16 protein-coding genes are annotated in these 24,221 nt (G+C 37.7%); 3 read left to right on the forward strand and 13 right to left on the reverse strand.

Annotation, left to right across the window (positions count from 1 at the left end):
• Positions 1–593: 593 nt before the first annotated feature.
• From Q0X89_RS07150 to Q0X89_RS07180, 7 genes are all read right to left on the reverse strand, one after another.
• Positions 594–1,736: a saccharopine dehydrogenase C-terminal domain-containing protein gene (locus Q0X89_RS07150; RefSeq protein ID WP_297692585.1), complete on the reverse strand. Its 1,143-nt coding sequence runs from the start codon at positions 1,734–1,736 to the stop codon at positions 594–596.
• A gap of 136 nt (positions 1,737–1,872) precedes the next feature.
• The gene (locus tag Q0X89_RS07155) at positions 1,873–3,300 is read right to left on the reverse strand and encodes a DUF1593 domain-containing protein (RefSeq protein ID WP_297692587.1); all 1,428 of its coding nucleotides are present in this window, start codon (positions 3,298–3,300) and stop codon (positions 1,873–1,875) included.
• A 446-nt stretch (positions 3,301–3,746) separates the two neighbouring features.
• A complete protein-coding gene (locus Q0X89_RS07160) occupies positions 3,747–4,961 on the reverse strand; it encodes an FAD-dependent oxidoreductase (RefSeq protein ID WP_297692589.1) in 1,215 nt (404 codons plus the stop codon).
• Positions 4,958–6,499, reverse strand: coding sequence for an NAD(P)/FAD-dependent oxidoreductase (locus Q0X89_RS07165; RefSeq protein WP_297692591.1), 1,542 nt, complete (start codon positions 6,497–6,499; stop codon positions 4,958–4,960). Before Q0X89_RS07165 ends, Q0X89_RS07160 begins: the two co-directional genes overlap by 4 nt.
• Positions 6,500–6,610: 111 nt before the next feature.
• The gene (locus tag Q0X89_RS07170) at positions 6,611–11,740 is read right to left on the reverse strand and encodes an adenylate/guanylate cyclase domain-containing protein (RefSeq protein WP_297692593.1); all 5,130 of its coding nucleotides are present in this window, start codon (positions 11,738–11,740) and stop codon (positions 6,611–6,613) included.
• Between the two features lie 4 nt (positions 11,741–11,744).
• Complete coding sequence (locus Q0X89_RS07175; protein ID WP_297692595.1) at positions 11,745–13,316, reverse strand: hypothetical protein; 1,572 nt, start codon at positions 13,314–13,316, stop codon at positions 11,745–11,747.
• A gap of 425 nt (positions 13,317–13,741) precedes the next feature.
• Positions 13,742–14,023, reverse strand: coding sequence for a hypothetical protein (locus Q0X89_RS07180; RefSeq protein ID WP_297692597.1), 282 nt, complete (start codon positions 14,021–14,023; stop codon positions 13,742–13,744).
• A gap of 399 nt (positions 14,024–14,422) precedes the next feature.
• On the opposite strand from Q0X89_RS07180, the gene Q0X89_RS07185 reads away from it, so the two are divergent.
• Entirely contained in the window at positions 14,423–14,887 is a 465-nt protein-coding gene (locus Q0X89_RS07185) for a CBS domain-containing protein (protein ID WP_297692599.1), read from the forward strand.
• 141 nt (positions 14,888–15,028) lie between these two features.
• Here the strand turns inward: Q0X89_RS07185 and Q0X89_RS07190 are convergent, their stop codons facing one another.
• The 4 genes from Q0X89_RS07190 to Q0X89_RS07205 form a co-directional block, all read right to left on the reverse strand.
• Positions 15,029–15,547, reverse strand: coding sequence for an aspartyl/asparaginyl beta-hydroxylase domain-containing protein (locus Q0X89_RS07190; RefSeq protein ID WP_297692601.1), 519 nt, complete (start codon positions 15,545–15,547; stop codon positions 15,029–15,031).
• A gap of 172 nt (positions 15,548–15,719) precedes the next feature.
• Positions 15,720–16,553, reverse strand: coding sequence for an aminoglycoside phosphotransferase family protein (locus Q0X89_RS07195; RefSeq protein ID WP_297692603.1), 834 nt, complete (start codon positions 16,551–16,553; stop codon positions 15,720–15,722).
• Between the two features lie 46 nt (positions 16,554–16,599).
• Positions 16,600–17,871: a phosphatidylserine decarboxylase gene (locus Q0X89_RS07200; RefSeq protein WP_297692604.1), complete on the reverse strand. Its 1,272-nt coding sequence runs from the start codon at positions 17,869–17,871 to the stop codon at positions 16,600–16,602.
• A gap of 423 nt (positions 17,872–18,294) precedes the next feature.
• On the reverse strand, positions 18,295–18,573 hold the full coding sequence (locus tag Q0X89_RS07205) for a hypothetical protein (RefSeq protein WP_297692606.1): 279 nt from the start codon (positions 18,571–18,573) through the stop codon (positions 18,295–18,297).
• 152 nt (positions 18,574–18,725) lie between these two features.
• Here Q0X89_RS07205 and Q0X89_RS07210 point away from each other — a divergent pair, with 152 nt between their 5' ends.
• Positions 18,726–20,870: a prolyl oligopeptidase family serine peptidase gene (locus Q0X89_RS07210; protein WP_297692608.1), complete on the forward strand. Its 2,145-nt coding sequence runs from the start codon at positions 18,726–18,728 to the stop codon at positions 20,868–20,870.
• A 133-nt stretch (positions 20,871–21,003) separates the two neighbouring features.
• Here the strand turns inward: Q0X89_RS07210 and Q0X89_RS07215 are convergent, their stop codons facing one another.
• Positions 21,004–22,659, reverse strand: a complete 1,656-nt coding sequence (locus tag Q0X89_RS07215; protein ID WP_297692610.1) for a BspA family leucine-rich repeat surface protein — start codon at positions 22,657–22,659, stop codon at positions 21,004–21,006.
• A 125-nt stretch (positions 22,660–22,784) separates the two neighbouring features.
• On the reverse strand, positions 22,785–23,570 hold the full coding sequence (locus Q0X89_RS07220) for a DUF6090 family protein (RefSeq protein WP_297692612.1): 786 nt from the start codon (positions 23,568–23,570) through the stop codon (positions 22,785–22,787).
• A 268-nt stretch (positions 23,571–23,838) separates the two neighbouring features.
• Here Q0X89_RS07220 and Q0X89_RS07225 point away from each other — a divergent pair, with 268 nt between their 5' ends.
• On the forward strand, positions 23,839–24,129 hold the full coding sequence (locus tag Q0X89_RS07225) for a DUF2188 domain-containing protein (RefSeq protein WP_297692614.1): 291 nt from the start codon (positions 23,839–23,841) through the stop codon (positions 24,127–24,129).
• Positions 24,130–24,221 lie beyond the last annotated feature (92 nt).

Here is a 24,221-nt window from a genome sequence, read left to right on the forward strand (position 1 = left end):
TCCATCATCAGCGCCGCAGTATAACACAACTTTTCGAATTAATGGGCAAAAGTCAATTGTTCCCGGCAAATTGTTTATAACCAAATGCCGACTTGATTTTTCTCCTTCAATTGTATATTGAATCTTATCATCTACTAGCGGAATGTAACTTCTCTTAGTTAGTTTTTCTTTTCCCGGAAGTGTTTTTTTGTGAAAAATGCGTGTTAACCAAGGAAAATGGCTTGTAGAAGAGTCGGGTATTGGGGATACAGGATGACGATTTACCTCCAACGATTTTATCATAATAACAGCAGAGAATGAAATAAGTACAAGAGGACATTTAGATACCTTATTCCATACTGCCAGGATGTTTCTCCAAATGATGAATCATGTGATACGACGCATAGCATTACATCAAATTATTCCTTCGGTCAAACAACTATTTATTCATTTACCAAAATTTCATCCCGATAGCTCCTTCTCCATAGTATTACGAAGGAGAAGCTATCGGGATGAGATTTGCCCCCCAGCGAGAGCCTGCCTTGTCGGCAGACAGGCATCATACTCCTGTTTTAAATTCAAAAACATTCTCATTGCGGGCTTTTATTAGGGGCTTACACTTTTCCATAAACCGGCACAATAAAATTCCCGTTTAAAAATGGCTTCGGATCTATTTGGCTTTGCAGGACAACCCCACTATAACGCCATTCGAGCAGTAGTTGAGCAGACTGAAGCAAAGGCGCTGCTGTGGCTATTTGGATAGCCCGTAATTGATGTCTTCCCACTGTTTGTGGTTGTATCTGTTTGGCGATCTCCCGCCTGTACAGAGTTCCCTCCTTATCCTTACCCTCTACCGCTGCATACAAAATAATCTTGTCGTCTTCTATATGTGGAATCTGCGCTTCCATTTTGTGCTGTAAGGCAGCAATAGCCTCAGGGGTATTTCCCAAACCGGTACGTTGTTCTTCTACCCATGCATAATGTCCGGGATATCGCAAAGTCTTGTAATCCAGAAACCCTACCTTATTAGCTAATGCATCCGGCAGGTCGGCTGCACCTCCGGAAGTAAGGTCCTCTTCATAGGTAATGCCATCGATAATTATGGTGGCTCTATCTGACAATGAAGGAAGTCTTGTTTTTTTAAAATCACGGAGCACCAGGGTGTCCTTTAAGTATTCGGTAGCTACCCCTACCGGACTCCAGGTGAACCCATAATAATGCGGGGCAACAGCATGGTCTGTCAGCGCCCCTACTCTCATCTCCAGCTTGTCCACTTTATCTACTTCAAAATCGCTGCAAAACTGTTGGAAAAGATGGTTGGCGAGGATATTGATGTAGCCTGGAGCTAGACCGGTTTGAAGCACGAAACCCGTTGTAGCATCCTTTGCCAATGCCATTATCTCTGTAGTTTCTGCAACATACTCCGTCAGGTTGGCATAGTGCAGCTGAAAGTCTTTGGCCAGCCCGGCTATTTTCGGGGCCAGGCTACCGGGGAGGCAATCGAGGAGTACATCGCCATGGCCCAGGATTTCTTTCATTTCTTCTGTAAGGCCTTCCCCGGGAAGATGAAATGCCTTAACGGAACAGGGATTTGTTGTACCCTCCTCTACCCATCTGGCTACCTTTATCGCTTTTGAAAGCGTTCGGTTTCCTATATAAACCGTAGGCGGTACTTCACTCCATTCCATCAGGAGCAGACCGGCTGCCTGGGCAATACCGCCAGCCCCGGCAATAATGATGTTATAGTGCTTTTTCATTCCGGAAATACATCGTATCAAATGACAAGTACCAAATTACAAATACCAAATGACAAATTATCCCACAGTATCATTGGAATTTGGATTTCGAAGCTCCAACCTATCGGGCCTATACATCTCTTGTCAGCGGTAGTGGTTAATTAGGTTTAATTGTTACGATCACTCTTTTATAAGCGGATAACTGGGGCATTCCTTTATCCGTAATTTTCAATATAAAATGAGCTGTTTCTTCTTTATCAACCTTTGGTGCAGTAATATGAGCCATGTGTGCATTTTCAACTCCATTTACGTTTATGTGTTTTTTATATGTTCCCGCCTCCGGATAATTAAACCAAAGAAAACTTAAACTATCGCCATCCGGGTCTGTTGATTCGAAAGCATCTAATGTAAATGTTTCCCCAGCTTTAACTGTGATTTGTTCAGGATGAGACAGAATTGGGACTGGCGCATGATTTGCCTCCTCAAACGACATTTCACACCAATCCATTCGGGCAGCAAAATCATGTTGAAAATCATCTCTCCAACGCCATAAAGTTTCTTTGTATCCTTTGAAAACAGTGGTATCTTTTTTTACACTCCGACCATATTCCTTTGGAATAAACCGAATATAATTGTCAATAGCATTTGTCCAAATGGGTCTTGTTTCTGGTTCTATTTTCACAATCGAACCTCCTTTCCTGGTACTGGAAAAATCTGGTTTGTACAGTTGGTAACGACCGCCCCAACCGCCCCATTCAGGATGTTCGGCATTGTTCAATCCATTCGGAATTAATGACAGGAATGCTGGTGTATCGCCTTCAACACCCCAGGAAACATCAGGATAAGCTGCTCCAAGCGGACCATGACCTTGTTGTATGTGTTTGGCTAACCAGGCATTGCTTATCGTTGTATTATCAATTCCTTTTATAAAACTATTAATCCCCGTCCATGTAGCACTTCCATAATGGTCACCGGGAGTTACGATATAAAACAAGTCAGGAAAATTATTTCTTATCCATATTCCACTATCATCCTGGTCGGAAATAGTATAAACACGAAGTTTGGAGATTAATCGTTTGGCTTCTTTTTTGCTTTTTGTTTTTTCAATTTTATATAAAGCTTGTGCAAGGGTATTAACCCCTCCCCAGGTTGAAATCCATAAAGGGCGTTCATCGTCTTTTTCCAAAGTTTTAATTATCCAGTCTGAACCTTCGGAATCCATTCCTTCTCCAACGCCTTTCATTCCATACTTTGGCAACCCTTGTTTTACTAAAGCATATAATTTTTCTGCTTTTGGATAATCCGCACGATGCTTTAACAGATTTGGCTGAACTTTTTCGTAGGCTTTAATAATTTTGGTAATTGATTGCGGATTAATTTTATCAGTCATCCAACATGAAGTTGTAGCAACTATTCCTTCAATATCTATTTCATTAGAATACAATAGCAAGCGCACCAAAGATTGTGTATCATCCGGGTCTGCTTCAATATCAGTTAGTATGATTACCCTGTTTTTTTGAGTCTCCTGACTACTTAGCATATTAAAAGTCAGTGAAAGAAGAAATAAAAGTATAGTTGTCCTCATTATGTAATTTCTAAGTATTAATGCGCAAACATACCATTTAGACTTGTGTGGTTTTTGCAACTCCCCCCGCTAGCGCGAGCCTCATGCCTGTGTTTCACATTATTTAAGCCAAACCTTGCCCTCCGAAATAAAATGAAGGAGGGCCTTGTCGGCCAAAATGTAATGAAGGACGAAACAAGTACCAAATTACAAATACCAAATGACAAATTATCCTGCAGTACCATTGGAATTTGAGTTTTCCTATCAGGATTTTTCCAACCGCTAGCGAGAGTCTCATGCCTGTGTTTCACATTATTTAAGCCGAACCTTGCCCTCCAAAATGAAATAAAGGAGGAAGTGCTTTGGCAGGTCGAAAAAAAGTCAGCTACAGATGAATATACTCTAACGGTTTGGTATATAAGAAGAAGTGGCTTTTAACATTCAAATTTTCAGTTTTATAGTGACCTTTATTTTATGAGATCAGCGACTCTCATAGCAGAAATTGTAGCTCCTTCATGCAGGCCATCATCAAGCCAGGCACCTGCGAAATACGTATTTTTATGCCCATTTAGGGAAATAAGTTTTGATCTGTGTTGCACGGCATTTTGGGAGTATAATGGTGTTTCGTGATTTGCAACATGGATGATTTTACGGGAATCAATGAGGCTTTCCAAATTATAGGAAAGAAAATACTTAGGGAGAGGGTCAATTCCACAAAGGTAATTAAGAATGGCGTTGTAGCCCCACCCTGATTTTGTTTCAAAGAAGTCAAACTCAGAGGGCCGCTTTATCGGATATGGTTTGTAGAGGCTGTCATCCTGGTGAATAATTGTAGTGATTTTGTTCCCTTTCCATTTCTGTAAACAAAATAATTCCTCGCTTGTTGGTTCTTGTAACAAGTTTAAAATCTGATGAGGAGGTATGGCTAAAACGACTTTGTCAAAGAGTAATCTTTCGCCATTTTCAATCTCCAAAATTACATTCTGATCTTCTCGTAAAACTTTCCGCACCTCTGAATTGATGTGAAATTTACCATTATTTAGGGCTATAATTTTCTCAATATAAGTGTATACACCTCCGGGAATTCGAAACCATCCGGCAAGCATATAATTTTTGATATTTTGAAGGGCAATTTCACTAGAAAAATCGTCAAGGAGACGGTAATCGGTTGAATAACTATACATCATGAATAGCTTTAACCAATTCGTACTGGTGGTATCTTTTCCAAGAAGCGTTTTCAATGATAAGTGCCGGGCTTTTGACAGGCTAATACTCTTTAATTTTATACCAAGCAGGATTGATTTCAGATATAACAAATGCAGCTTAGTGAAGCTTTTTAATAGAGAAAAACCCCTAAAGTTTTTTCTGGACATAATTGATGATAAAATGAATGCTCCATTTTTATAAAAAACTCCTGTTCCTATATTAACAGGTTCATAGCAGACATCCAGCTCATCAAGTAAAGACTTGAAGTAGACAAATGAATTTGAAAACTCAATAACACCTCCTTCAAGCAGTAAGTCACTATCAGAGTTGTTTGGTGTGGCATTTTTATTGAGTGTTATAATATTGCCTCCAAGCACTGGACTTTTTTCGAACACTTCAACATCATGGCCTTGTTTATTCAGTAAATAAGCAGTTATCATTCCGGCGGCTCCTCCTCCTATAATCGCCACTCTCATTTTTTTAATACTTTATCTCCGGTTAGCCTTTCATAAAGGGTAGCCCCTGTCCAAAACGTGCCGGCAAACCCGGCAAACCCGGAAGAGGCGTTACAAAAATAAAAATTCTTTAAAGAGGTCTTGTAATTTAACCTCCCGGGGCCAATATTTTCAGGAGTAATATTTGAGCCATAAGAATTTCCTTGTGGACACCAACAATATCTTTCATTTGTTGTTGGGCTTCCAGTCATTTTAAAGACCATATGATTACGAAACCCCGGAATATATTCTTTTTCTACAACATCTAACATAGCGTCTAGAATTTCCATTTTTTTATTTTTATAAATGCGTTGGTCCCCAATTTTTAATTGTTTCCAGTGCTCGTAGTTTGCCACGGTAAGCAATTCAACTATTTGGTGATTTGGTGGACAATCCCCTCCTTTATTGGTCAAAAGTGTAGGTGTAGTTATAGCAAAACTGGGATTAGAATAGTCAAAATTATCATACATGTTGTGATAAGCTTCGTTAATATTCTTGTGCCCCGAGTGGAATACATTCCATTCCCCAAATCCAAATTTCCGTAAATCAAGATCTTTTACAACACAATAAGCCATGAAATTCGAAGGCGAGTATTCAAAGTTCAACCTTTTCTGTAGTTTTTTAGAAAATTTATGAATACCAATAATCCGGGCTGCCTTTTGCGGGTCCATGTTACAAATTACTGTGTTGCCCAGGTGATCATTTAGTTGTCCGGTTTTTAAATTTCGGCTCTTCACTCCTTTCATTACCCTCTTTTCCAGAATGAAATTGGTTACTTCCGTTTCAAAAAAGAACTGCCCCCCATTAGAGATGATCTCCTTTTTTAAGGAATCAATAACATGTTCAAAGTGTTTTTCAGGATAGTAAGCTCCGCGTTGATAACCAGTAAATAACATAACCCATGCGTAGAAGGATAATTTATCAGGAGGTAACAGAAAATCAGGCCACTGGGAGGCCAATAATGCCTGTACTTCAAGAGGAAGATGGAATTGATCAAAAACTTGCTGCAGTGTTTTCTTAAGGTGAGAAAGAGTAGTAATAACGGGGTTAAGGTTTTTTATAATTTGAGAAGCATTGATGGGATATGAGATATTGTCTAATCCTTTGGCCACAATATTTACTTCGCGCAAGAAGGAAACAATATTTTTTTCATAATCCGGAAATAAAGAAACCAGCCTGCGAATGAGCTCATCTGAGTCCGAAGGAATTTTGACACTGTAACCAGGAATGTACATATGATCAAACCCATCGGGATTATAGCGGTTGAACTTAACATCCTCTTCTAAGTTTAATTTTTTCAGTACCTGATTTACGGACTCTCCTTCACCACAATTCCAGACATAATGCAATTGTGCGTTAAATTTGTATTTGTTCGCCATTTCAAAAGTGTGCCCAAACCCTCCGGCAAACTCATGAGCTTCAATAATATGGACAACTTTTCCAGATTTAGCAGCCAAAGAACCAAAGACAAGAGAAGCTAGTCCACTTCCAACAATTAGATAATCAGGGTTTCTTCTCATAAGAGACGAAGTTAAGAATGAATATCAATTTATAGGGAGCCATAAAAAAACTACTGGATATTATAAATAATTATATACTCAAATCGAGGCATTAGATTGGACAAAAACTAATTATTTATGAACGAAGTACATGTCTATTTCACCTTTATGCTTCGCTTTAATTTTACCTCTGTAAGTACAATCGAAATCAGATTTAATGAGCTCATAAACCTTTCCTGACACGTTAATTTTTCCGGGAGCGCCATTTTGTTCCATTCGCGCAGCAACGTTTACGGCATCACCCCAAATGTCATAGGCGAATTTTAATGATCCTACTACCCCGGCAATAACTGGCCCTGTGTGAATACCTATTCTAAGTTCGAAATAAGGCAAATTTTTTACAGATCTTTCTTTTATAATTTTATTACATACGTTTAGCATTTCAAAAGCTGCTGTTACTACAGCTTTTGTATCGCCCCTTCCGGGAACTGGAAGCCCACCAGCAGCCAGGTACGCATCTCCAACTGTTTTTATTTTTTCTATCCCGTGGCGCTTCATAATTTCATCAAAGGAGGAAAAGTAGAGATCAATTAACTCTACTAATTCACTTGGGTTAAGTTTTTCGCAAATTATGGTGAAGTCTTTGAAATCACTAAATAAGATGGTAGCATTTTTGAACATTTTAGCACTTGCTTCACCATTTTTCTGGAGCTCTATTATAATTTCCTCAGGTAATATGTTCTTCAAAAGCTTTTCTGACTTTTTCTTTTCTTGACTCAATTGTTGGGTTCTATCACGTACCTTCTGTTCTAATGAATAATAAAGTTTAGCGTTTTCAATAGAAATTGCTGCCTGAGAGGTAAGCATTTCAGTCAAATGGAGCCTTTTTTCTGTAAATACTGCAGCAGCCAAATTATTTTCTATATACATGATGGCAGTCGTTTTCCCCTGATTTACAATAGGAACACAAAGAAGAGAGCGGACCCTATTAGCTTTCAAATACGGGTCGGACTCAAATTGTTTTGAAAGCGATGCGTCATCTAATAAAAGACTTTCACCCGTTTTCCAAACATAGTTAACAACCATTTTAGAAAGGGAATTGGACTTTTCGAGGGGGATTGCCTCCATAATTTCTGAGTCATTGCTGCTCATATCTTTTTTAACCTCAACTATAAGGGTGTCATTATGTACCAATATTAAAAACCCTCGTTGACCCCCAACGTTTTCGATAAGAATGGTCAATAAATTTGACAGGAGTTTATCGAGCACAATTTCGCCCGAAATAACTCTGGATGATTTAAGAATCGCTTCAATATCTATAATCTCAGATAGATCCGCCGTCTTCTGCGAAGATGTGTCGTCCGCAATTTCGTTTACGGCAATGGCATAGATTCCCTTTAATAGGGTTACTTTTTTTCTTGCGCCATTTAGATCATAATTAGCAATTGATAGCATAGCTTTTTCTAACGCATGCTCTGGTGCACCAACAACAAACAGATACTTCGCCCAAAGCTCATTTACAAGCCCTTGTAAAAAGCTGTTATTGTGTTGAACAGTCAGCGCATGTGCTTGGCTGAAGTAATGCTCTACACTATCGCGATGATTTGAAGTTGCCGCAAGGTAGACTGCCGTTGCAAGGAAATACCTGGATTGATAATTTTCTGCACATCCTAAAGACCATTTTTTAAGTTTCCTAAGGGCAGAAGTTATTTTGAGTTTAAGTTTTAATTTTTGATGGATCGGAGCGCCTGAAATTTGGTTAGATAAAATTAATATTCGATAAAAATGATATTCAATTTGTGCCATCGTGGTTGGAGCAACGTCATCAACAATTTTGGCTTTAATCAAAAATTCATTGGCCTGAACAGAATTTCCAAAATGAAAGTGATACATCATTTCATATACATAATACCAGGCAACAGGCATCAATAGTCTTTTTTCTGTCAGAACCCTGACAAATTCGCCCTCTTCTAATTCCGCATCATCTTTAATAAAGTGGGCATGTGTTGTCCCTGTCATTTTTGACACATATCTTCTAAGTACAAATAATAGTTTCTGTGAGTATATTTCTTGTACCTTTTCTGTGTAAATGGAATACTCCACAATGTCTCTATAATACGTCTCAAGGGTTTCTCCCAGGTATAGTCTTTTAGCCATGGTAGCCTGTAAACAATAGGAGGCGAAAGTATAACTACCAGATTGATCAAGCATTTTAAATGCATCCTTGAGCGGATTGGCAGCCAACCTAATTGGTTCGAACCAATGTTGAGTTGAGAATGCTCTTAGAAAATACACTTTAGCAATAACAATTGGGTCCGTTGATTTTTTACATAACTCAATTGACAAATCCGCAAATTTTCTAGCTTGTTTTGCGTTTCCAAGAGCAGCTCCTTCAACAAATCCATATAAGCCATATCCAAAAGCAGATTCCTCTGCATTACCATATTTAATCGAAATTTTCAGCATTCTCAGCACCAGGAATAACATGGTATTCATGTCATATACATATGCTGTGGCAGAAATATTCATCAAGGTCTGCAAGGCAAATGCTTTATTTTTATCCTTAATTTCTGGTAACTCAGTAAACTTGCTCGGGTCTTTCCCCAGCAAACTTAATTTTGCCATTATAAGAATGGGAGCCAACTCAGCCAAGGATGGTTCACTTTTAAATACGACGCCATATGTCTTTAGAATTCTAGCACCAAGCTCCAGGGTTTCTTTGTTTCTGCCTTGCTGAGCATATTGACGTAACCGAATATCGTAAACCCTGGCAATTAGATCAGGGTTTTTGGTTTTGCTAAGCACTAATGAGTAAATTTTGTCGGCATTCTCATATTTTCCGCAAATATATTCGCACTCAGCTAAATCTATATACGCTCCTGCAGTCGTTTCTTCATCGCTCACCCAGAGATCTTTTGTAAGTAAATCACACGCTTTAGAATAATATTCTGCTGCTTTTGAAAATGAGGCTGCCACTTTAGCCTTTACCGCTGCCCTAAGGTTTAGTTTTTGAACAATTTGACGGGTTTTATTATCATTAATAAGGGTTAAAGATAAATTCAAATGATTGACAACATTAAAAAGCTTAGATTCAAGTTCTTCCGGACTTAAGTTGGCATAGAGACGAGTGCCGATGTTCAGGTGCATCTCTTTTCTTCTTTTCTCTGTTATTAATCCATAGGTCGCCTGCTGAATTCGGTCGTGAGAAAATTTATATTTGGCATTGATAAAATAGCCTTCGTTTACTATCTCCTCAGCAGTTTTATAGGAATCGTCAATGGGCTTTATAATATCATTGGAAAGTGGTTGCCACAAATGATGAGCAATAACATTAGCTGCAACATCAGTAGCATGTTTTAACTCTAGAAGGTCAAAAGTATTTCCCATGCATGCTGCGTATTTCAGTAATTCAAGGGATTCCTTAGGTATTTTCACCAATTTTTGAACCATTAAATCAATGACGTTACTCGTAATCTCGGCAGCCTTAATTTTGTTGATATCCCACTTCCATTTAGATTCGACAGAATCAAACCAGAGAAGGCCATCATCAAAAAGGCTTGATAAAAATAATTTTAAGAAAAAAGGATTTGAACCAGTCTGCTTTGATATTATATTAGATAATTCTGAACTATTAGTGGGGTCTGTTTTTAGCGTATCGGCGATTAGCTGATTTATGCTTTCCTGGGCTAGGGGCTTTACATTTATTTGCCTTAAATGAATTCCCGAATCCTTTATATCAGAAAGTGTAACTAGTAATGGGTCTGTAGATGAAACTTCATTATCTCGATATGCTCCTATAAAAAGTATATTTTTATTGTTCTCATAAGTAGACAACTTTTCAAGTAATTTTAAAGTTGACAGGTCTGCCCATTGTAAGTCGTCCAAGAAAATGGTTAAGGGTTTTTGTTTAGATGCAAATGCTCCAATGAATCGGCATAAAACGTCAAGAAACCTATTCTGTGATTCAGCAATCGGTAGTGGAGGTACATCGGGTTGCGGACCAATTAATAACTCTAACTTTGGTAGTACATCAAGAAGCAATTTGCCCTGTCCATCTAGCCGGGATATTATCTTTTTTACTTGTCCGCCGGAGACTGAATTTGGTTCTGACAAGATAAATTTAATCAAATCATTAAGGCCGGATGTTAAAGCATGGTAGGGATTGTTTCTTTCAAGTTGATCGTATTTACCGCTCATGAAATACCCGCCTTTTGATAAGATCGATTTATGGACTTCATTTATTAGTGTTGTTTTACCAATACCAGAATATCCGGCAACCATAAGGATTCCAAAATGGCCAGTAGTAACATACTCAAAAATGCTTAGCAGCTTATTAATTTCCGCTTCTCTTCCATATAGTTTTTGCGGGAATGAAAATTGATTGTTAAGGTCGTTTTTTCCCAGGGGAAAGGAAGCGATCATTTTTTGGTCGCGGTACTGATCGCGGCACCTTTCGAGGTCAACCAATAGCCCAGGTGAACTCTGATAGCGATCTTCAGCGTTCTTGTTTAAAAGCTTAAGTATAATTTTATCAAATATATCAGGAATTCCACTGTTATATTTTGATGGTGAGTCAGGGTATTTGGCAATATGACTATACACTAAGTCAACAACACTTCGGCTTTCGAAAACTTTTCTTTTCGTCAGCATTTCATACAAAATGCAACCAATTGAATATAAATTTGAACGTAAATCGACAGTACGATTCATTCTCCCGCTTTGCTCAGGAGCCATATAGGCAATTTCATTTCCTAATTCATTGAAATTGATAAAATTTGGCACGTCCTGATTCAGCATGGAGGCTGTTTCCAAATCTAGAAGTTTGACTTCCTTAGTCTTCCAATTCAATAATATGCTTTCAGGTGTTAATCGAGAATGCGTAACACTACCGGCGTGAAGTTCAGTAACTGCTTTTATCAAATTAACCGCTATGGTAAGAAAATCATCAATTGAAAAAACGGACTTATCAAGATGATTGATAAGTAATCCATCACCGAAATGTTCAAAAACCATTACCGGGGTTCCCTTGTTATTTATAATATCCAGGGGAGCCAACATGGTCTTTAAATTCAATCTTTTAATGATTGATTGTTCACGCTTATACCTTGCCCGTTGCTCCTGAGGGCTTATTTTTCCTTTGGGTATTTTAAGTAAAACAGGCTTATGGGCAGCTTCATCCGTGGCCTCTAAAAGTGTTCGTTCTGGATTTTCTTGAACAAGTTTATTGATTTTATAACCAGGGATTACGTGTTCAGTAACCATCTATTTAAAATTGAATACTACGTGCAATTTCTTTTAATGGGAAAAAGTTCCTAATTCCTTTGTTAGCCAACCCTCGTTCAGTATTTCGAAGATCTTCAAGGAAGTCAGCATTTGCTTTTTGAAGCTCTGGAGTACTGAATTTATAATCAGTATCATGCAGGAGGCTAACATTTGTGGGAATATAAAACATTTTCCACTCGAGCCTGTGCCTGAATACGTCATCTTTTGTTCTTAATTTGGCGTAATCAAAGTCCGGGATATTTCTCTCAGCGGGAGCTGGGACTCTTAATCTCATAGGCATCTGATTGAAGTTCATCATGCCAAAATCATAGTGGTCTCCGGCATGCCCCACGCTCAGATCCCATACGATCTTTGTTAAAAGTTTTGTCAGCAGTTCATTTTTATGGTCTTTTCGCATTTCATTAGGCTTAGGAAAGTGAAAATCTTCATGACCCATTAGCCCACCTGCAACTTTGCCTAAACTTTCTGAAAAAGGGCCGCCTGCATCTTCATCTTGCTCGGTAATGTGAATGTTGAGGTAAGGTTCAATGTATTTTGCCCATAAAATTAAATCCTCTTTGTCCTTTGCTGTGATATGTTGAACCACCTTTTCTACAAAACGACCGATACACTTATAATATTCCATTTGAAACTGGTGATACTCATTGTTGCTTTCTGATTCCGGCTTCATTGTGAAGTGAAAGGGTGGGTATGCCTTGTATCTGCCTTTAACACCTTTATGGGCATCAACAAACATTTGTGCTATTTGATCTTCAGTGCCACTCACCCCGCAAAAGGGATATTCCTGTTTGTTTTTAATAGGAGAACTCTTAGTCGTTTGTACTGTCAGGTTTAGTGATAAAGAATACTGTAAATGAGGCAATAACAATTTTAAAATTAAATTCTCTTTTGGCAATATGGTTTTTGAAATTGCATTCAAGGCATCCATCGGAAAATGCAAAGTTGAATGATGAGAGAAGACTATTCTGTGCGCGCAACCCATTAAGGCATAATACTTTGCCAAAGCCCATGCGTTTCCATCTTCAGGATAAATAGTACATTTTGTTGGTTTATCTCCCTCGGCCGGCACGGATTCGACATAGATGGCAACAGGCTTAAAGTAATGCATGTCATTTTGTTCTAACTGTTCAAAAAGGCAGACAGTAGTGGCCATATATTGATCATCGACTGTTGGAACATGTCTCATCAAGTAAAGATCAGAAATGAAATAATTCTTAGATGGGTCCAGTTTACCCATCTCAAAACCAGGGAGAAATTCTTTAATCTCTTGATTGTTTGCCTTGTACATAAATTTGGAGTACGACCTAACACACATGAAATCGCAAAACTCTTCATCGCTTATCGGAATTAGTCCTGGGTTTTTCCTTGCATATCTTTTTGCAGCAAAACGATAGAACACCGCATTCTTTATATATCGAAGTCCAATCTTCCAGAAAAACTCCCGTTTTTCTTCTTTATTAAGGTGCATCACTATTGGCCACAATTTCAATGCTTGATTAGGCTGAGGCCAAGGGCCTGCCATGTCGTATAGATAATCTTTTTTGTTTACCGGCATTACATTTTCAGTTTAGTATATTAAGGTTCACCTTTGATTTGCTGAGACGGCCCAAATAAATAGCAGGAAAGGCACTATTGGCGCCTAAGACCATTTTCAAAACAACAGTCATTAGCTAAATATATATAATTTCTGGCAGACCATCATACTTTAATCTGATATACTCCATATATCAAAATAGAGTCTAGATTCGGAATTATTATTGTAAGTCTAAAACTATTATTTCCCGCATTGCTACTAACGTGTTCATTAAGTCTTTACGTTCGTACTTACTAATCTATTTATAGATGGTCGTAGGAACGATACTGCTGAGTTTTACTAATTCCTCGTAGTATAATTACCTATACTAAGTTCAGCTTAAATCTTTAATTTGAAGGCTTCGTTACAGGCACCAAACTTCAACCGCACTATATGATGCTTTAGCATCAAGGCCGAAACTCTACCGGCGTAATCTTTAGAATTTTAAAATCGCTTAGGGAAGTGCCTTGCAGGTCAATAAAAACATCCTCATTCTGGCCTTTTGCATTGGCTCTTTTGGCAAAATTTAGTAATACCCGGACAATACTTTCTTCCCGGTTCCCTACCGTTGCTGAAATCTGGTAAATCTCAAAGTTCTTAGGGGCAGCTTCTTGTTCCATGATATACTTCCTGGTAGGCTTATGGGTGTCTATAAAGCGAATTGCATCTAGTAAAGTCTGTGTTTTCATGGCTTGCCATTTAAATCATTTTATAGGGAAAAGATAGTTTAAAACTCGCTAGCATCAAAAAGGCAAGTACCAAATTCCAAATCTCATCCCGATAGCTCCTTCTCCATAGTATTACGAAGGAGAAGCTATCGGGACGGGACCAAAACCCAAGTACTTAATTTTAGGAATGTACAAATAGTTGATTCAATTCCTAAATGGGTCTGTTTAAAGCAATACAAGATATAACCCGGGATGTTACTGTTAGCGTATCTCCTGGCTGAGCTCGCCAATTATACGAGACTGATAATCAGGAACTAACAGACGTCAAAATGTGAAATTTTGCATAAAACATGTCTGTTTTTTAGGTTATTTTTGCCAGATAGCGTAACTTAATGAAATACCAAAAAAAATATATTTATTATGGGAATCAAAAGTTTTCAGGGTCCCAGAATGTCAAAGCCATCAGGGGATGAAATACCTTTTAAAGTAAGTGATTTTATGACAAAGAAATTAATCACTTTTAAGCCGGAACAGTCTATACAGGAAGTTATTGAAACCCTGATATCCAATAGAATTTCCGGGGGGCCGGTGGTGAATGAAGATAACGAGTTAGTAGGTATTATTTCCGAGGGCGACTGTATTAGTCATATAAGCAAGAGCAGGTATTATAATATGCCTCATGAAGATGAAAAGGTAGAGCATAATATGATTAAAGATGTTGAAACTATTGACGGGGACATGAATATTTTTGATGCCGCCGATAAATTCCTGAAAGCCAAACGAAGACGTTTTCCAATTGTTGAAAATGGTAAATTGGTCGGACAAATTTCTCAAAAGGACATTTTAATAGCGACTACAAACCTCAAGTCTCAAAACTGGAAATAAGTCCGGGACTCCATTATTTGATTTAGAAATTGTAATGCTTTGCTTTTGTTTTTGCAACTCATTTCATTTGGGTACGGGTCTCTTTTGGCCAGGATGTTATAGGCCCTGATCCTGATTTGCACTATAGAGATTGTTTATCGACTATGTAAAATCTTTTAGCAGGACATTCTTATTTAAATCCATAAGTAACACTATTCTATCTTCATTTGTTCTGTTCCATGCTTCGTGCTCAATAGTATCATCAAAAATAAAGCTCTCACCTTCTTTCCACTTTCTAACAATCCCACCAACTTCTAAACAACAGTCACCATCCGGAACTTTAATACCTAAGTGACATCGCAGAACATCGGTTGTAAAACCAACATGAGGATTTATAACGGTGCCCGGGGATAGAATTGAAAAGCCGGCTGTTTCAATTAGAGTATCGTATCTTTTAATAAAATTTGATAAAGCCGGACATAATAAATGAGATCCATAGATGTCATTATACTGAAAACGAAGGCCAAAAACATTCCAGCCATGGTTGTAAAGATGGGACTCCGGCCATTGTAAATACTGTTCTTTGGTTACCGCATTGAAAAATTCCTCTCTAATTTTCGCATGGTTTTCCTCGAGGCTATTTGTAAAAGTGACTGATTTATCAAAAAAAGGTAGCTGCATAAAAAAAGAATAATCCAGGGTTTAATTATAATAATACAATTTCAAATTACTGTTACTATTTAAGTATAAGTAGTATAGGATGCTTTGAGTGCCATGGCTTTCCGTTGCTGTCCAAAGTAAATATAAAAAAGCGACTATGATAAAGCACCAAAACCACTATTATTTTTATACTTTATGAACGGTTGTTCTCTTCATAACTCTTTTGGATAAAAGCCAATAATCGATCCTGCTCTTCCACAATGCCTTCATTTAAACGACCTATTGCCACAGGTAATAACCATTTTTTGTATTCGTTTTTGTGGCCGGGATTTAATTTCAGGTAATGTGACAGATATAAATGATGAAATAATTTTCTACCTATGGTAACAGCCCATCGGGTAAATTTTGGAGTTTCCGGAGGAAGTCTTCCCAATAGCAAAAAGATTGAAGTAAGGGCAAGGTCGGCAATTGGATTTCCGGCAGAAGCGACTGTCCAATCAATTATTTTTAAATTATTTCCCGTCATAATCAAGTTATCCGGATGATAATCTCCGTGACATAATTGTTCCCCTTTTGGGATAGCATTTAAAATACCCAGGGCAAGAATTTTTATTTCTTCATTCACCGGTTCTGCTGATTGGATATTCTCTATAAGTTGGAGTCTTTGTTCGGGAAGGCCGCTTATACTTTTCTCATGTATGATAGAATGGAAACCAGCCAGTTGTTTTGCATATCTAAAGATCTTCCATGGCTTAGTTGAGATATCTGCAAGCATAGTTTTGCCCGGAAGCCGCTCAAATACAATCCCTAATTGCCCATTAGTTTCAAAAGCCTTTATTGCAGCCGGAACCGGTAAACCTGACTTATAAATAAGCTGATTAATCTGAACTTCATTTTTTATCTGTTCTGCAGTCCTATTGTAAAACAACTTAACGACCCATTCATGATTCAAGTTGAATACTTCAGCCTCTCTTCCTATTCCTATTCTTGTGCCAAGTTGATCCGGCTCTTTTTCCGTTAAATTCATTTTAGGCACTTCTCTCGTTATCCGGGTAATTCTATTCGACGTTTCTTTAGTTCTGTTTAGACAAAAGTCCTAAGTGCTCACCCATTAAGATGTGCTTATATGAATTGCCATCCTCTTGCATAGGAGAATCTAGAGTAAAAGTTACACCTTCCTGAAAGATCATTATGAAATCTGATCCGCCAAATGCAAAATGACCGAGCATATCACCTTTTTTTACCGTTGTTCCCGGAATAACATTTTCTTCAAAATTTACTGAACCGACAACTGCCATGCCAATAGGCATTAAAGCCACAAGTCCAAAATCAGCAGTTTCCATGATAACGCATCCCCTTGTCTCAACAGATTGCCATCCTGTATTAGCACTTGGATTAAATGCATATCTGTTGTTTTCCTTGTCCCACCACAGTTGACCACCTGTCGGATTGATGCCTTGAATTATTCTGACTTCTTTTATTGTTCCACCTAGAGGAAAGTGATACCTGTGATAATCATTGACATGCAGGAATGAATGGGTAAATGTGCCGTTGATAAATGCCTCTTTGTACTCACTGTCATCACCAATGAGTTTTGATATAGATTTTAGAGTAGCAGACTTTACCGGAACTCCGTCTTTTTCTACCAGGTAGGAGTTATTGTCTATTGCCCATACACCCATTGGTTGTGAATCCGCAAATGAAACTACTACAGAGTCAAGATCAGGACTTGTAATAGGGCGCATGTCTGGGGATTTTAAATATCTTGCAAAGAATTGATTAAAGGTTTTCCAGTTAGAAGGATCTTCATACCAACCGTTTTGCAATCCAAAAGTCGGGTCGTTTAACGCCATTTGATAATATTCTTCATTCCATGAATCTTCTGTATCGAGAAAAGCACCCCATGACTTGTTGAAGCTTATAAGCCATTTTGCAAAGGGTTCATAATACTGCAAAGAATTATTGACCAATCCTTTTCCTTCAAGTTCTGGCAATGGTTGGTCAATCAGGAAATAAAACGCACCAAATCCTTGAAATATATGATCAAATATTTCCGGATATTCTTCCTTTTTAAGTATTGCCCAAGGCATGGTTGTCTCGGCCCATGTAACAAACTTATAATACTCCTCAATGGTTTGAGCTGGGTTCATATTACTATTTGCATTGATTTCCTTTGCTTTGTCTAATGATGACTGAAGCATTGATTTTAATTCAGGATTACTTTCCACAAGAGTAATTAGTTCTTTTGTTGCTTCACCATATTCAACATCCTTTTTAGGCGAATTACAGGAAAAGAGACCAGCAACTATCAGTAATATGAGCAGTTGATTTTGAAATTGTTTCATTATGATTATAGATTTATTTATGATTTTGCTTCGTTAGTTAATGAACGCCAACTCCTTCTAACAGTCCTAAAAGGTTTTTTGCTTACCCTTTTTAAAGCAGAATGAGATCTATCTTTTTTTTTATCAATCGATCCCCAAATTTATATTAAAGTGCTCCGGGTATTTATAACTTTCATCATTTATTTCAATAAGGACACCTTAAATCACCACTAATAGCGGCAAGAATTGGAAATTTAAAAATAATAATTCACACATAAACATGCTTGTTTAGAAACCATAGATTTTTTGTGGTTTTTTGGGTAGGGGCCTGACGCTCGCGCCAGTCGGGTACAAAAGGATCCGAAAACAGGGCAAATGACAGATGCCTTTGATCTGGTAAATGAAAAAAGTATGGAAATCGGGAATTAAAAAACCGCTTAAACTTTAGTATTTATAAACACTATCTACGATTGCGAGAATTAATATAACTGCTATTGTTCCTGCTACTGCTGTAATTAAGAAAGTCATATCAAATGGTTTTAAATATTTCCACAAAATTGATGCTACAATTAATAGCATCCTATGACTTAGATCATAGTTCGTTAAAACCCGCGATAACAGGAACATCAGGACTCTTATTAAATGGTAGAGAAGCTGGACTTTTTGTGAGCGTTCTGTCCTCTGGTCCATTTGCCTCAGACGGATGAACGCTGTTAGTTTCATCTGTCTTTAGTTTAATACAAAATCAATTACATTTGGGGTGTTGTTGACAAAATTTAAACTAAGGTTACTGGCAGATAAGGAAAGGCAACCAGATATTCAAAAATCTCTGGTTTTATGATAGAGGATTTTTATTATTATTTTATTAATCAATTATGAGGCATTATTTTTTATTGACTTTCATCATAGTTTTTATTTGGAGCTGTAAACAAGATAAACAACGATCATTTGAGTATCCTACAATTACAAATATCAAGAAAACTGAAGAGCATTTTGGGATACCTTATACTAACGAATTTGGGAATCTCGAAAACCTGAAAGATAGTACCGTTCTAAATTGGTATCGCGGGCAAGACGCTGTTGCTGAAGCGTATTTTTCTAACAATGAAGAATACGATGAACTATACAAGCATTATGATTCTCTTGAAAACAGGGAATCTGATCCGGCAGGGAATATAAGATATAGTGAAGATGGTCAGGTATTTTATTTATCTGAGTTGAATAAAGAAGACCAGAAATATCTGTTTAGAAAGGGAACTAATAGTGCTGATCCTGAAAATTTATATGATCCTTCGACTTATTCGGATGGAACATTTGAAGTTGAATATTTAAAACCTTCGTATGATGGAAAATATGTGGCTCTTGCTATGGGTAAACCAGAAAACTTCTTTAATGATATTATTATCCTTGATTGCACAACTAAACACATAATTGGAAATCCAATCAAAAATGCTAAGCCCGAGAAAGCGGGGGGGATTGTATGGACTCCAGATAATTCTTCTATTCTATACATTGCCTATCCTAATAATGGCCCGGAGCAAAATGACAGGAACAGTTTTACGGCCTTATATAACTTAAAAAAGCCTAATGAAGAGCCCAAAGTGGTATTTAAGGATGGGCTTTCAGGGATTTCGGTTAATGAGGAATATTATCCATTACCTAAATTCCGATCAATGAAAGATAACTACATATTTATTTATCTTGCTAATGCTTCAGATTATTGGGATTGCTATTATTTACCTACTGAGGATTTTTTACAAGGCAATTATAATTGGAAATTATTATTTAAAGAACAGGAAAAAATCTTATATGATTATGGAAAAGAACGTGATCATATATTTTATTACCTCCGTGAAAATGGCGACAACATTGAGCTATGTTCCTCAGACTTAAAAAATCCGGATTTTAGTGACCCAAAAATTTTAGCCCGGGGTAAAGGGGAAAATCAAATTCAAAATTTAGCAGTTTTAAAAAATGAAATTTTTTATACGATTTCGACAAATGGTATTTCAGAAGTTTTATACAAATATGAATCTGATAAAGCCCCTGAGAAAATGGAACTGCCTTTCTCCTCAGGCGATGTTTCTCTAAATTGGCTTTCTCCTTACGAAAGCGAACTATGGATCACATTATCCGGTTGGACAGCTAATAGCAAAACCTATTATCGCAATGCCAATAATGAATTTGAATTTGTGGAGCTTGGTATGTGGCCAAGCTATCCAGAATTTAGCAATATCATAAGCGAAGTAGTTGAAGTAACATCACATGATGGCACCAAAGTCCCATTAAGTATTGTCAGGCGGTCCGATCATGAGTTTAATCAGGGTGCGAAAGGAATAATAACCGCTTATGGCGCCTATGGAATGTCTGAAACACCTTGGTTTCATGAAGCTATAATTGATTTTGTGAGTCAAGGTAATATTTATGCAACGGCACACGTACGAGGAGGTGGTGAAAAGGGACCCGCCTGGCATAAGGCAGGGATGAAATCAACAAAAGAAAATTCCTGGAAAGATTTAAATGCCTGCAGTGAATATTTAATTAAAAATGGATATATAGGAGCAAAAAAATTGGGGCTTAATGTGAACAGTGCAGGTGCTATAACTGGGGCTATGGCAATAAATGAACGTCCTGATCTTTACAAAGTTTTCACTGGTTTTGCGCCAACCTTAAACGTAATTAGAGTTGAATATATAGAGGAAATCGATGATTCCGATAGTGCTTTTGAATTTGGTACAATTACTGAATTAGAAAGTTATAAAGATCTCTTAAAGATGGATCCTGTGGTGAATCTATCAAATACAATTGACTATCCCAGCACCTTATTGATTATTGGGTTTCGAGACTATTTAATATCTCCTTCAGCCCCCGGGAAATACATTGCTTTGTTGCAATCATTTAATTCTGCCAACGACAAACCATATCTTTTGGATGTCAAATTTGATGCAGAGCATGAAATAGATTGGGTTGATGATTTTGCCAGGATGCTTTATTTTACAGATAAAGAATTAGACAAGTAACAAAGGCTAATTTTCAAAACTTTCCCTGTTGTTAATCTCCCTGCTAACACGAGCATCTTACTCATTTTCCACACACTACAACCCTTTGAATTTCAAAGGGTTGTTTTGTCTAAATCATCCTATTGCTCTCTGGTTAATCAGGATTACAATTTGTAAAGGATGGTTTGGGCAGGGTCCATTGAGGAGAGTCACTACTAAAATCAAAACAATCAACGACATTGCCAACATCCCATCCACTTAAGTCCTGATTTATTGATGAACTAAAAAACATGGAACTCATAGAGGTAACATTACTTACATCCCAGGAACCAATATCTTGGTTAAAAGAGGAATGAAAGAACATACGGGACATATCTGTAACGCTACTCACATCCCATGAACTGATATCCTGGTTAAAAGGATTGGGATCCAAATTCGTATAAATATCTGTACTATGAAACATTCCACTCATGGAGGTAACATTACTTACATCCCAGGAACCAATATCTTGATTAAATGAAGAATAGGAGAACATTTCAGCCATATCCGTAACACTGCTTACATTCCAATTTCCTATAGGTTGGTCAAAAACGGAAATTGTGAACATACCACTCATATCGGTTACATTACTGACATCCCAATCACCTATAGGCTGGTTGAAAGTAGAACCTCGGAACATACCTTTCATATCGGTTACACTACTTACATTCCAACTATTAATTGGTTGATTGAAAATAGAAGCTTCAAACATTTCAGTCATATCGGTGACATTACTCACATCCCAATCACTTATATCCATGTTAAATGGATTAGGTGTAAAACTAACCCTATTACCCATAAACATTCTACTCATATTTGTAACATTACTGACATTCCAAGAACTGATGCTTTGATTAAAGCTTGAACCACCAAACATTTGACTCATATTTGTGACGTTACCTACATCCCACAAACTTATATCCTGGTTAAAAGAAGAAGAAAAGAACATGGAGGTCATATCATTAACATTACTCACATTCCATTTTCCTATCGGTTGGTTGAAGTCAGACAGATAAAACATTAGATTCATATCTGTAACATTACTCACATCCCAGGAGCTTATATCCCCATTAACAAGTTTAGAATAGAATAACTCACTCATATCGGTAACCTTGGTGGTACATGCCTTGGTGACCTCCTCATCATTTTGAACCATTTCCCTTAGCATGGTTTCATCCACAATGGTATAGACTACACCATCAAGAATTCCTTGCTGCCCAACCTCTGCCCAATCATAAGATTTAACGGTAACACCGTTTACATCCAGGTAAATAGGTGAGGTGAGCGGACATCCCTGTTCGTCTACTCCCTCTCCTTCAGGTGTGTTTGCACAAACATCTATATCATCGGTAATACCATCCCCATCAGTATCGGACTGAGAAGAAGAACATCCGTTTTCATCTACGTCCTCTCCGGGAGGGGTATTTGGACAGTTATCCACATCATCAAAAACCCCATCTTCATCCTCATCTGATTTTGAAAAAACCAGCGTAACATTCATATCAGATTCCATTGAAATGGATACCGGGTTCTCTGTACTTGTAAGATCTCCCATCCACTCTTTAAAAATATACCCTTCAGAAGGAGTGCCTGTTAGGGTAACAAGCGTACCATCCAAGAATGCACCCCCATCAGGCGATACACTTCCTCCTTCTTCAGGAGTTATGGTAACCGACAGGATGAACTTTTCAGGATCATCATCATCTTTTGAACAACCAAGGACTAGAAATAATACGGGAATTAGCAGAAATATCTTGTGAAGTAATCTCATGTCTATATACTTTAAAAGTTATCAAATATTATCTGATAAACGTATAGGAAATTCCTTACTTAGGCAATGATCCCGGTCAGTTAAGAAGGTTTAGGGTCAAGGGATTTGGCGGGAAAAACGGAGCATTACTTAAGGTTATTTAGTTCGTTATCAATCTCAATAATCAGGCCGCGAACTTCGTTCAACACGCTCTGATTAAAATCAATCATAGCCTTACGAAATAAGGAACACTCATTAAGGATAAAAATAAATTCATTGTCCGTCCGGGCTCCTTCCGGGTCTTGTAATTGGATAGCCTTTTTGTACAAATCATGATCATAGTAATCTTCCCCTCCAGGGAATTTAAGTACGTAATCCGTAGAGTCTGGTATAACGGTAAAATACGTTCTAAAAAAGGGCATTTTTTTCTCGTATAAATCAAAAGACTTAAACTCATTGTGCATTTTGCTCAATGCCCTATAATAGAAATCGTAGAAGCGCGCTATATTCTTTCGAAGTGAATTGTTTTGTACCAGACCTACCTCATTGTTCTGCAGGTTTTCAAAGGTTGACCGGTGAAGGGCTGTCCAGAGTTTTATCCCTAGGGCATCGGTCATATTTATATCGGTTATAGAGGTACGATTTCCGAGCAGATATTCCAACAATTTTTGCTCCTCCCTTTGAAATTTGCGATGATACTCCAGGTTAAAGCTAATATCCAGAGTATCGAGGAGGATATCCTCTCGTATATTAGTTAGAAGCGTAATTTCACTTTCCACCAATTTCCGCTCTTCATTCCAATTGTTAATCTGCAAGGCAATCAGAATCCCAATCACGACCAGTAAAATCTCTCCAAGGGCATATCTGGAATATTTGAAGAATTGGTTATCGTCTGCCAGTTTTTTACGGATTTTTCTGAAAAAGCCAATCATGGTGAGTAAAAATTAGTTGTTATTCCTAAGGTAAGGAATTATTAAAAAAGGTTTAAAGTTTTAGTTCGAGGTACGAGGTTTGGAATTTGAGATTTGCGTTTTGGGTTTTGAATTTTGGTCCCGTCCTGTCCCGTCCCGATAGCTTCTCCTTCGTAATACTATGGAGAAGGAGCTATCGGGAGCTATCGGGATGGAATTTAAATCTTTCACTCCCAAGCTTCAAATTTTATGGTATTATAGTATCTTCGGGAACAGTAAAAAATGCCAAATGGCGAAAAGCAATAAATCCGGTTCCTGGATAGACATTTTAATAGAACTTGTAGAGGTCTTTTTTAAAAGTTCGCGTCAAAGAAAACGAGGCAGGTCCTGGCACCAGCACGTGGTACCGCACGAATACGGATGGGCCGTAAGGCGTGAGGGGAATAAACGGATCACCTCTAAACACCGTCGTCAGGATACTGCTATCAGAAAAGCAAAACGACTGGCCAGGAAATACAAGGCGGATGTGATTATCCATAGACAGGATGGCACCATCCGCGATCGTATTAACTATGATTGATAGCGGATTGATTTGATCTTCTTTTAGATTTCTCAATCGGCACTTCGTACCTCATTTCGAAATGACATAGGTGTTCTGTAGAACGGAATTCA

It is taken from the genome of uncultured Eudoraea sp. (assembly GCF_947258525.1).
GTDB lineage: Bacteria > Bacteroidota > Bacteroidia > Flavobacteriales > Flavobacteriaceae > Eudoraea.

Excerpts from the sequence above, each read along its gene's own strand:
- Q0X89_RS07150 (WP_297692585.1), bottom strand. The coding sequence starts at position 1,736 with ATGAAAAAGCACTATAACATCATTATTGCCGGGGCTGGCGGTATTGCC.
- Q0X89_RS07155 (WP_297692587.1), bottom strand. The coding sequence starts at position 3,300 with ATGAGGACAACTATACTTTTATTTCTTCTTTCACTGACTTTTAATATG.
- Q0X89_RS07160 (WP_297692589.1), bottom strand. The coding sequence starts at position 4,961 with ATGAGAGTGGCGATTATAGGAGGAGGAGCCGCCGGAATGATAACTGCT.
- Q0X89_RS07165 (WP_297692591.1), bottom strand. The coding sequence starts at position 6,499 with ATGAGAAGAAACCCTGATTATCTAATTGTTGGAAGTGGACTAGCTTCT.
- Q0X89_RS07170 (WP_297692593.1), bottom strand. The coding sequence starts at position 11,740 with ATGGTTACTGAACACGTAATCCCTGGTTATAAAATCAATAAACTTGTT.
- Q0X89_RS07175 (WP_297692595.1), bottom strand. The coding sequence starts at position 13,316 with ATGCCGGTAAACAAAAAAGATTATCTATACGACATGGCAGGCCCTTGG.
- Q0X89_RS07180 (WP_297692597.1), bottom strand. The coding sequence starts at position 14,023 with ATGAAAACACAGACTTTACTAGATGCAATTCGCTTTATAGACACCCAT.
- Q0X89_RS07185 (WP_297692599.1), top strand. The coding sequence starts at position 14,423 with ATGGGAATCAAAAGTTTTCAGGGTCCCAGAATGTCAAAGCCATCAGGG.
- Q0X89_RS07190 (WP_297692601.1), bottom strand. The coding sequence starts at position 15,547 with ATGCAGCTACCTTTTTTTGATAAATCAGTCACTTTTACAAATAGCCTC.
- Q0X89_RS07195 (WP_297692603.1), bottom strand. The coding sequence starts at position 16,553 with ATGAATTTAACGGAAAAAGAGCCGGATCAACTTGGCACAAGAATAGGA.
- Q0X89_RS07200 (WP_297692604.1), bottom strand. The coding sequence starts at position 17,871 with ATGAAACAATTTCAAAATCAACTGCTCATATTACTGATAGTTGCTGGT.
- Q0X89_RS07205 (WP_297692606.1), bottom strand. The coding sequence starts at position 18,573 with ATGAAACTAACAGCGTTCATCCGTCTGAGGCAAATGGACCAGAGGACA.
- Q0X89_RS07210 (WP_297692608.1), top strand. The coding sequence starts at position 18,726 with ATGAGGCATTATTTTTTATTGACTTTCATCATAGTTTTTATTTGGAGC.
- Q0X89_RS07215 (WP_297692610.1), bottom strand. The coding sequence starts at position 22,659 with ATGAGATTACTTCACAAGATATTTCTGCTAATTCCCGTATTATTTCTA.
- Q0X89_RS07220 (WP_297692612.1), bottom strand. The coding sequence starts at position 23,570 with ATGATTGGCTTTTTCAGAAAAATCCGTAAAAAACTGGCAGACGATAAC.
- Q0X89_RS07225 (WP_297692614.1), top strand. The coding sequence starts at position 23,839 with ATGGCGAAAAGCAATAAATCCGGTTCCTGGATAGACATTTTAATAGAA.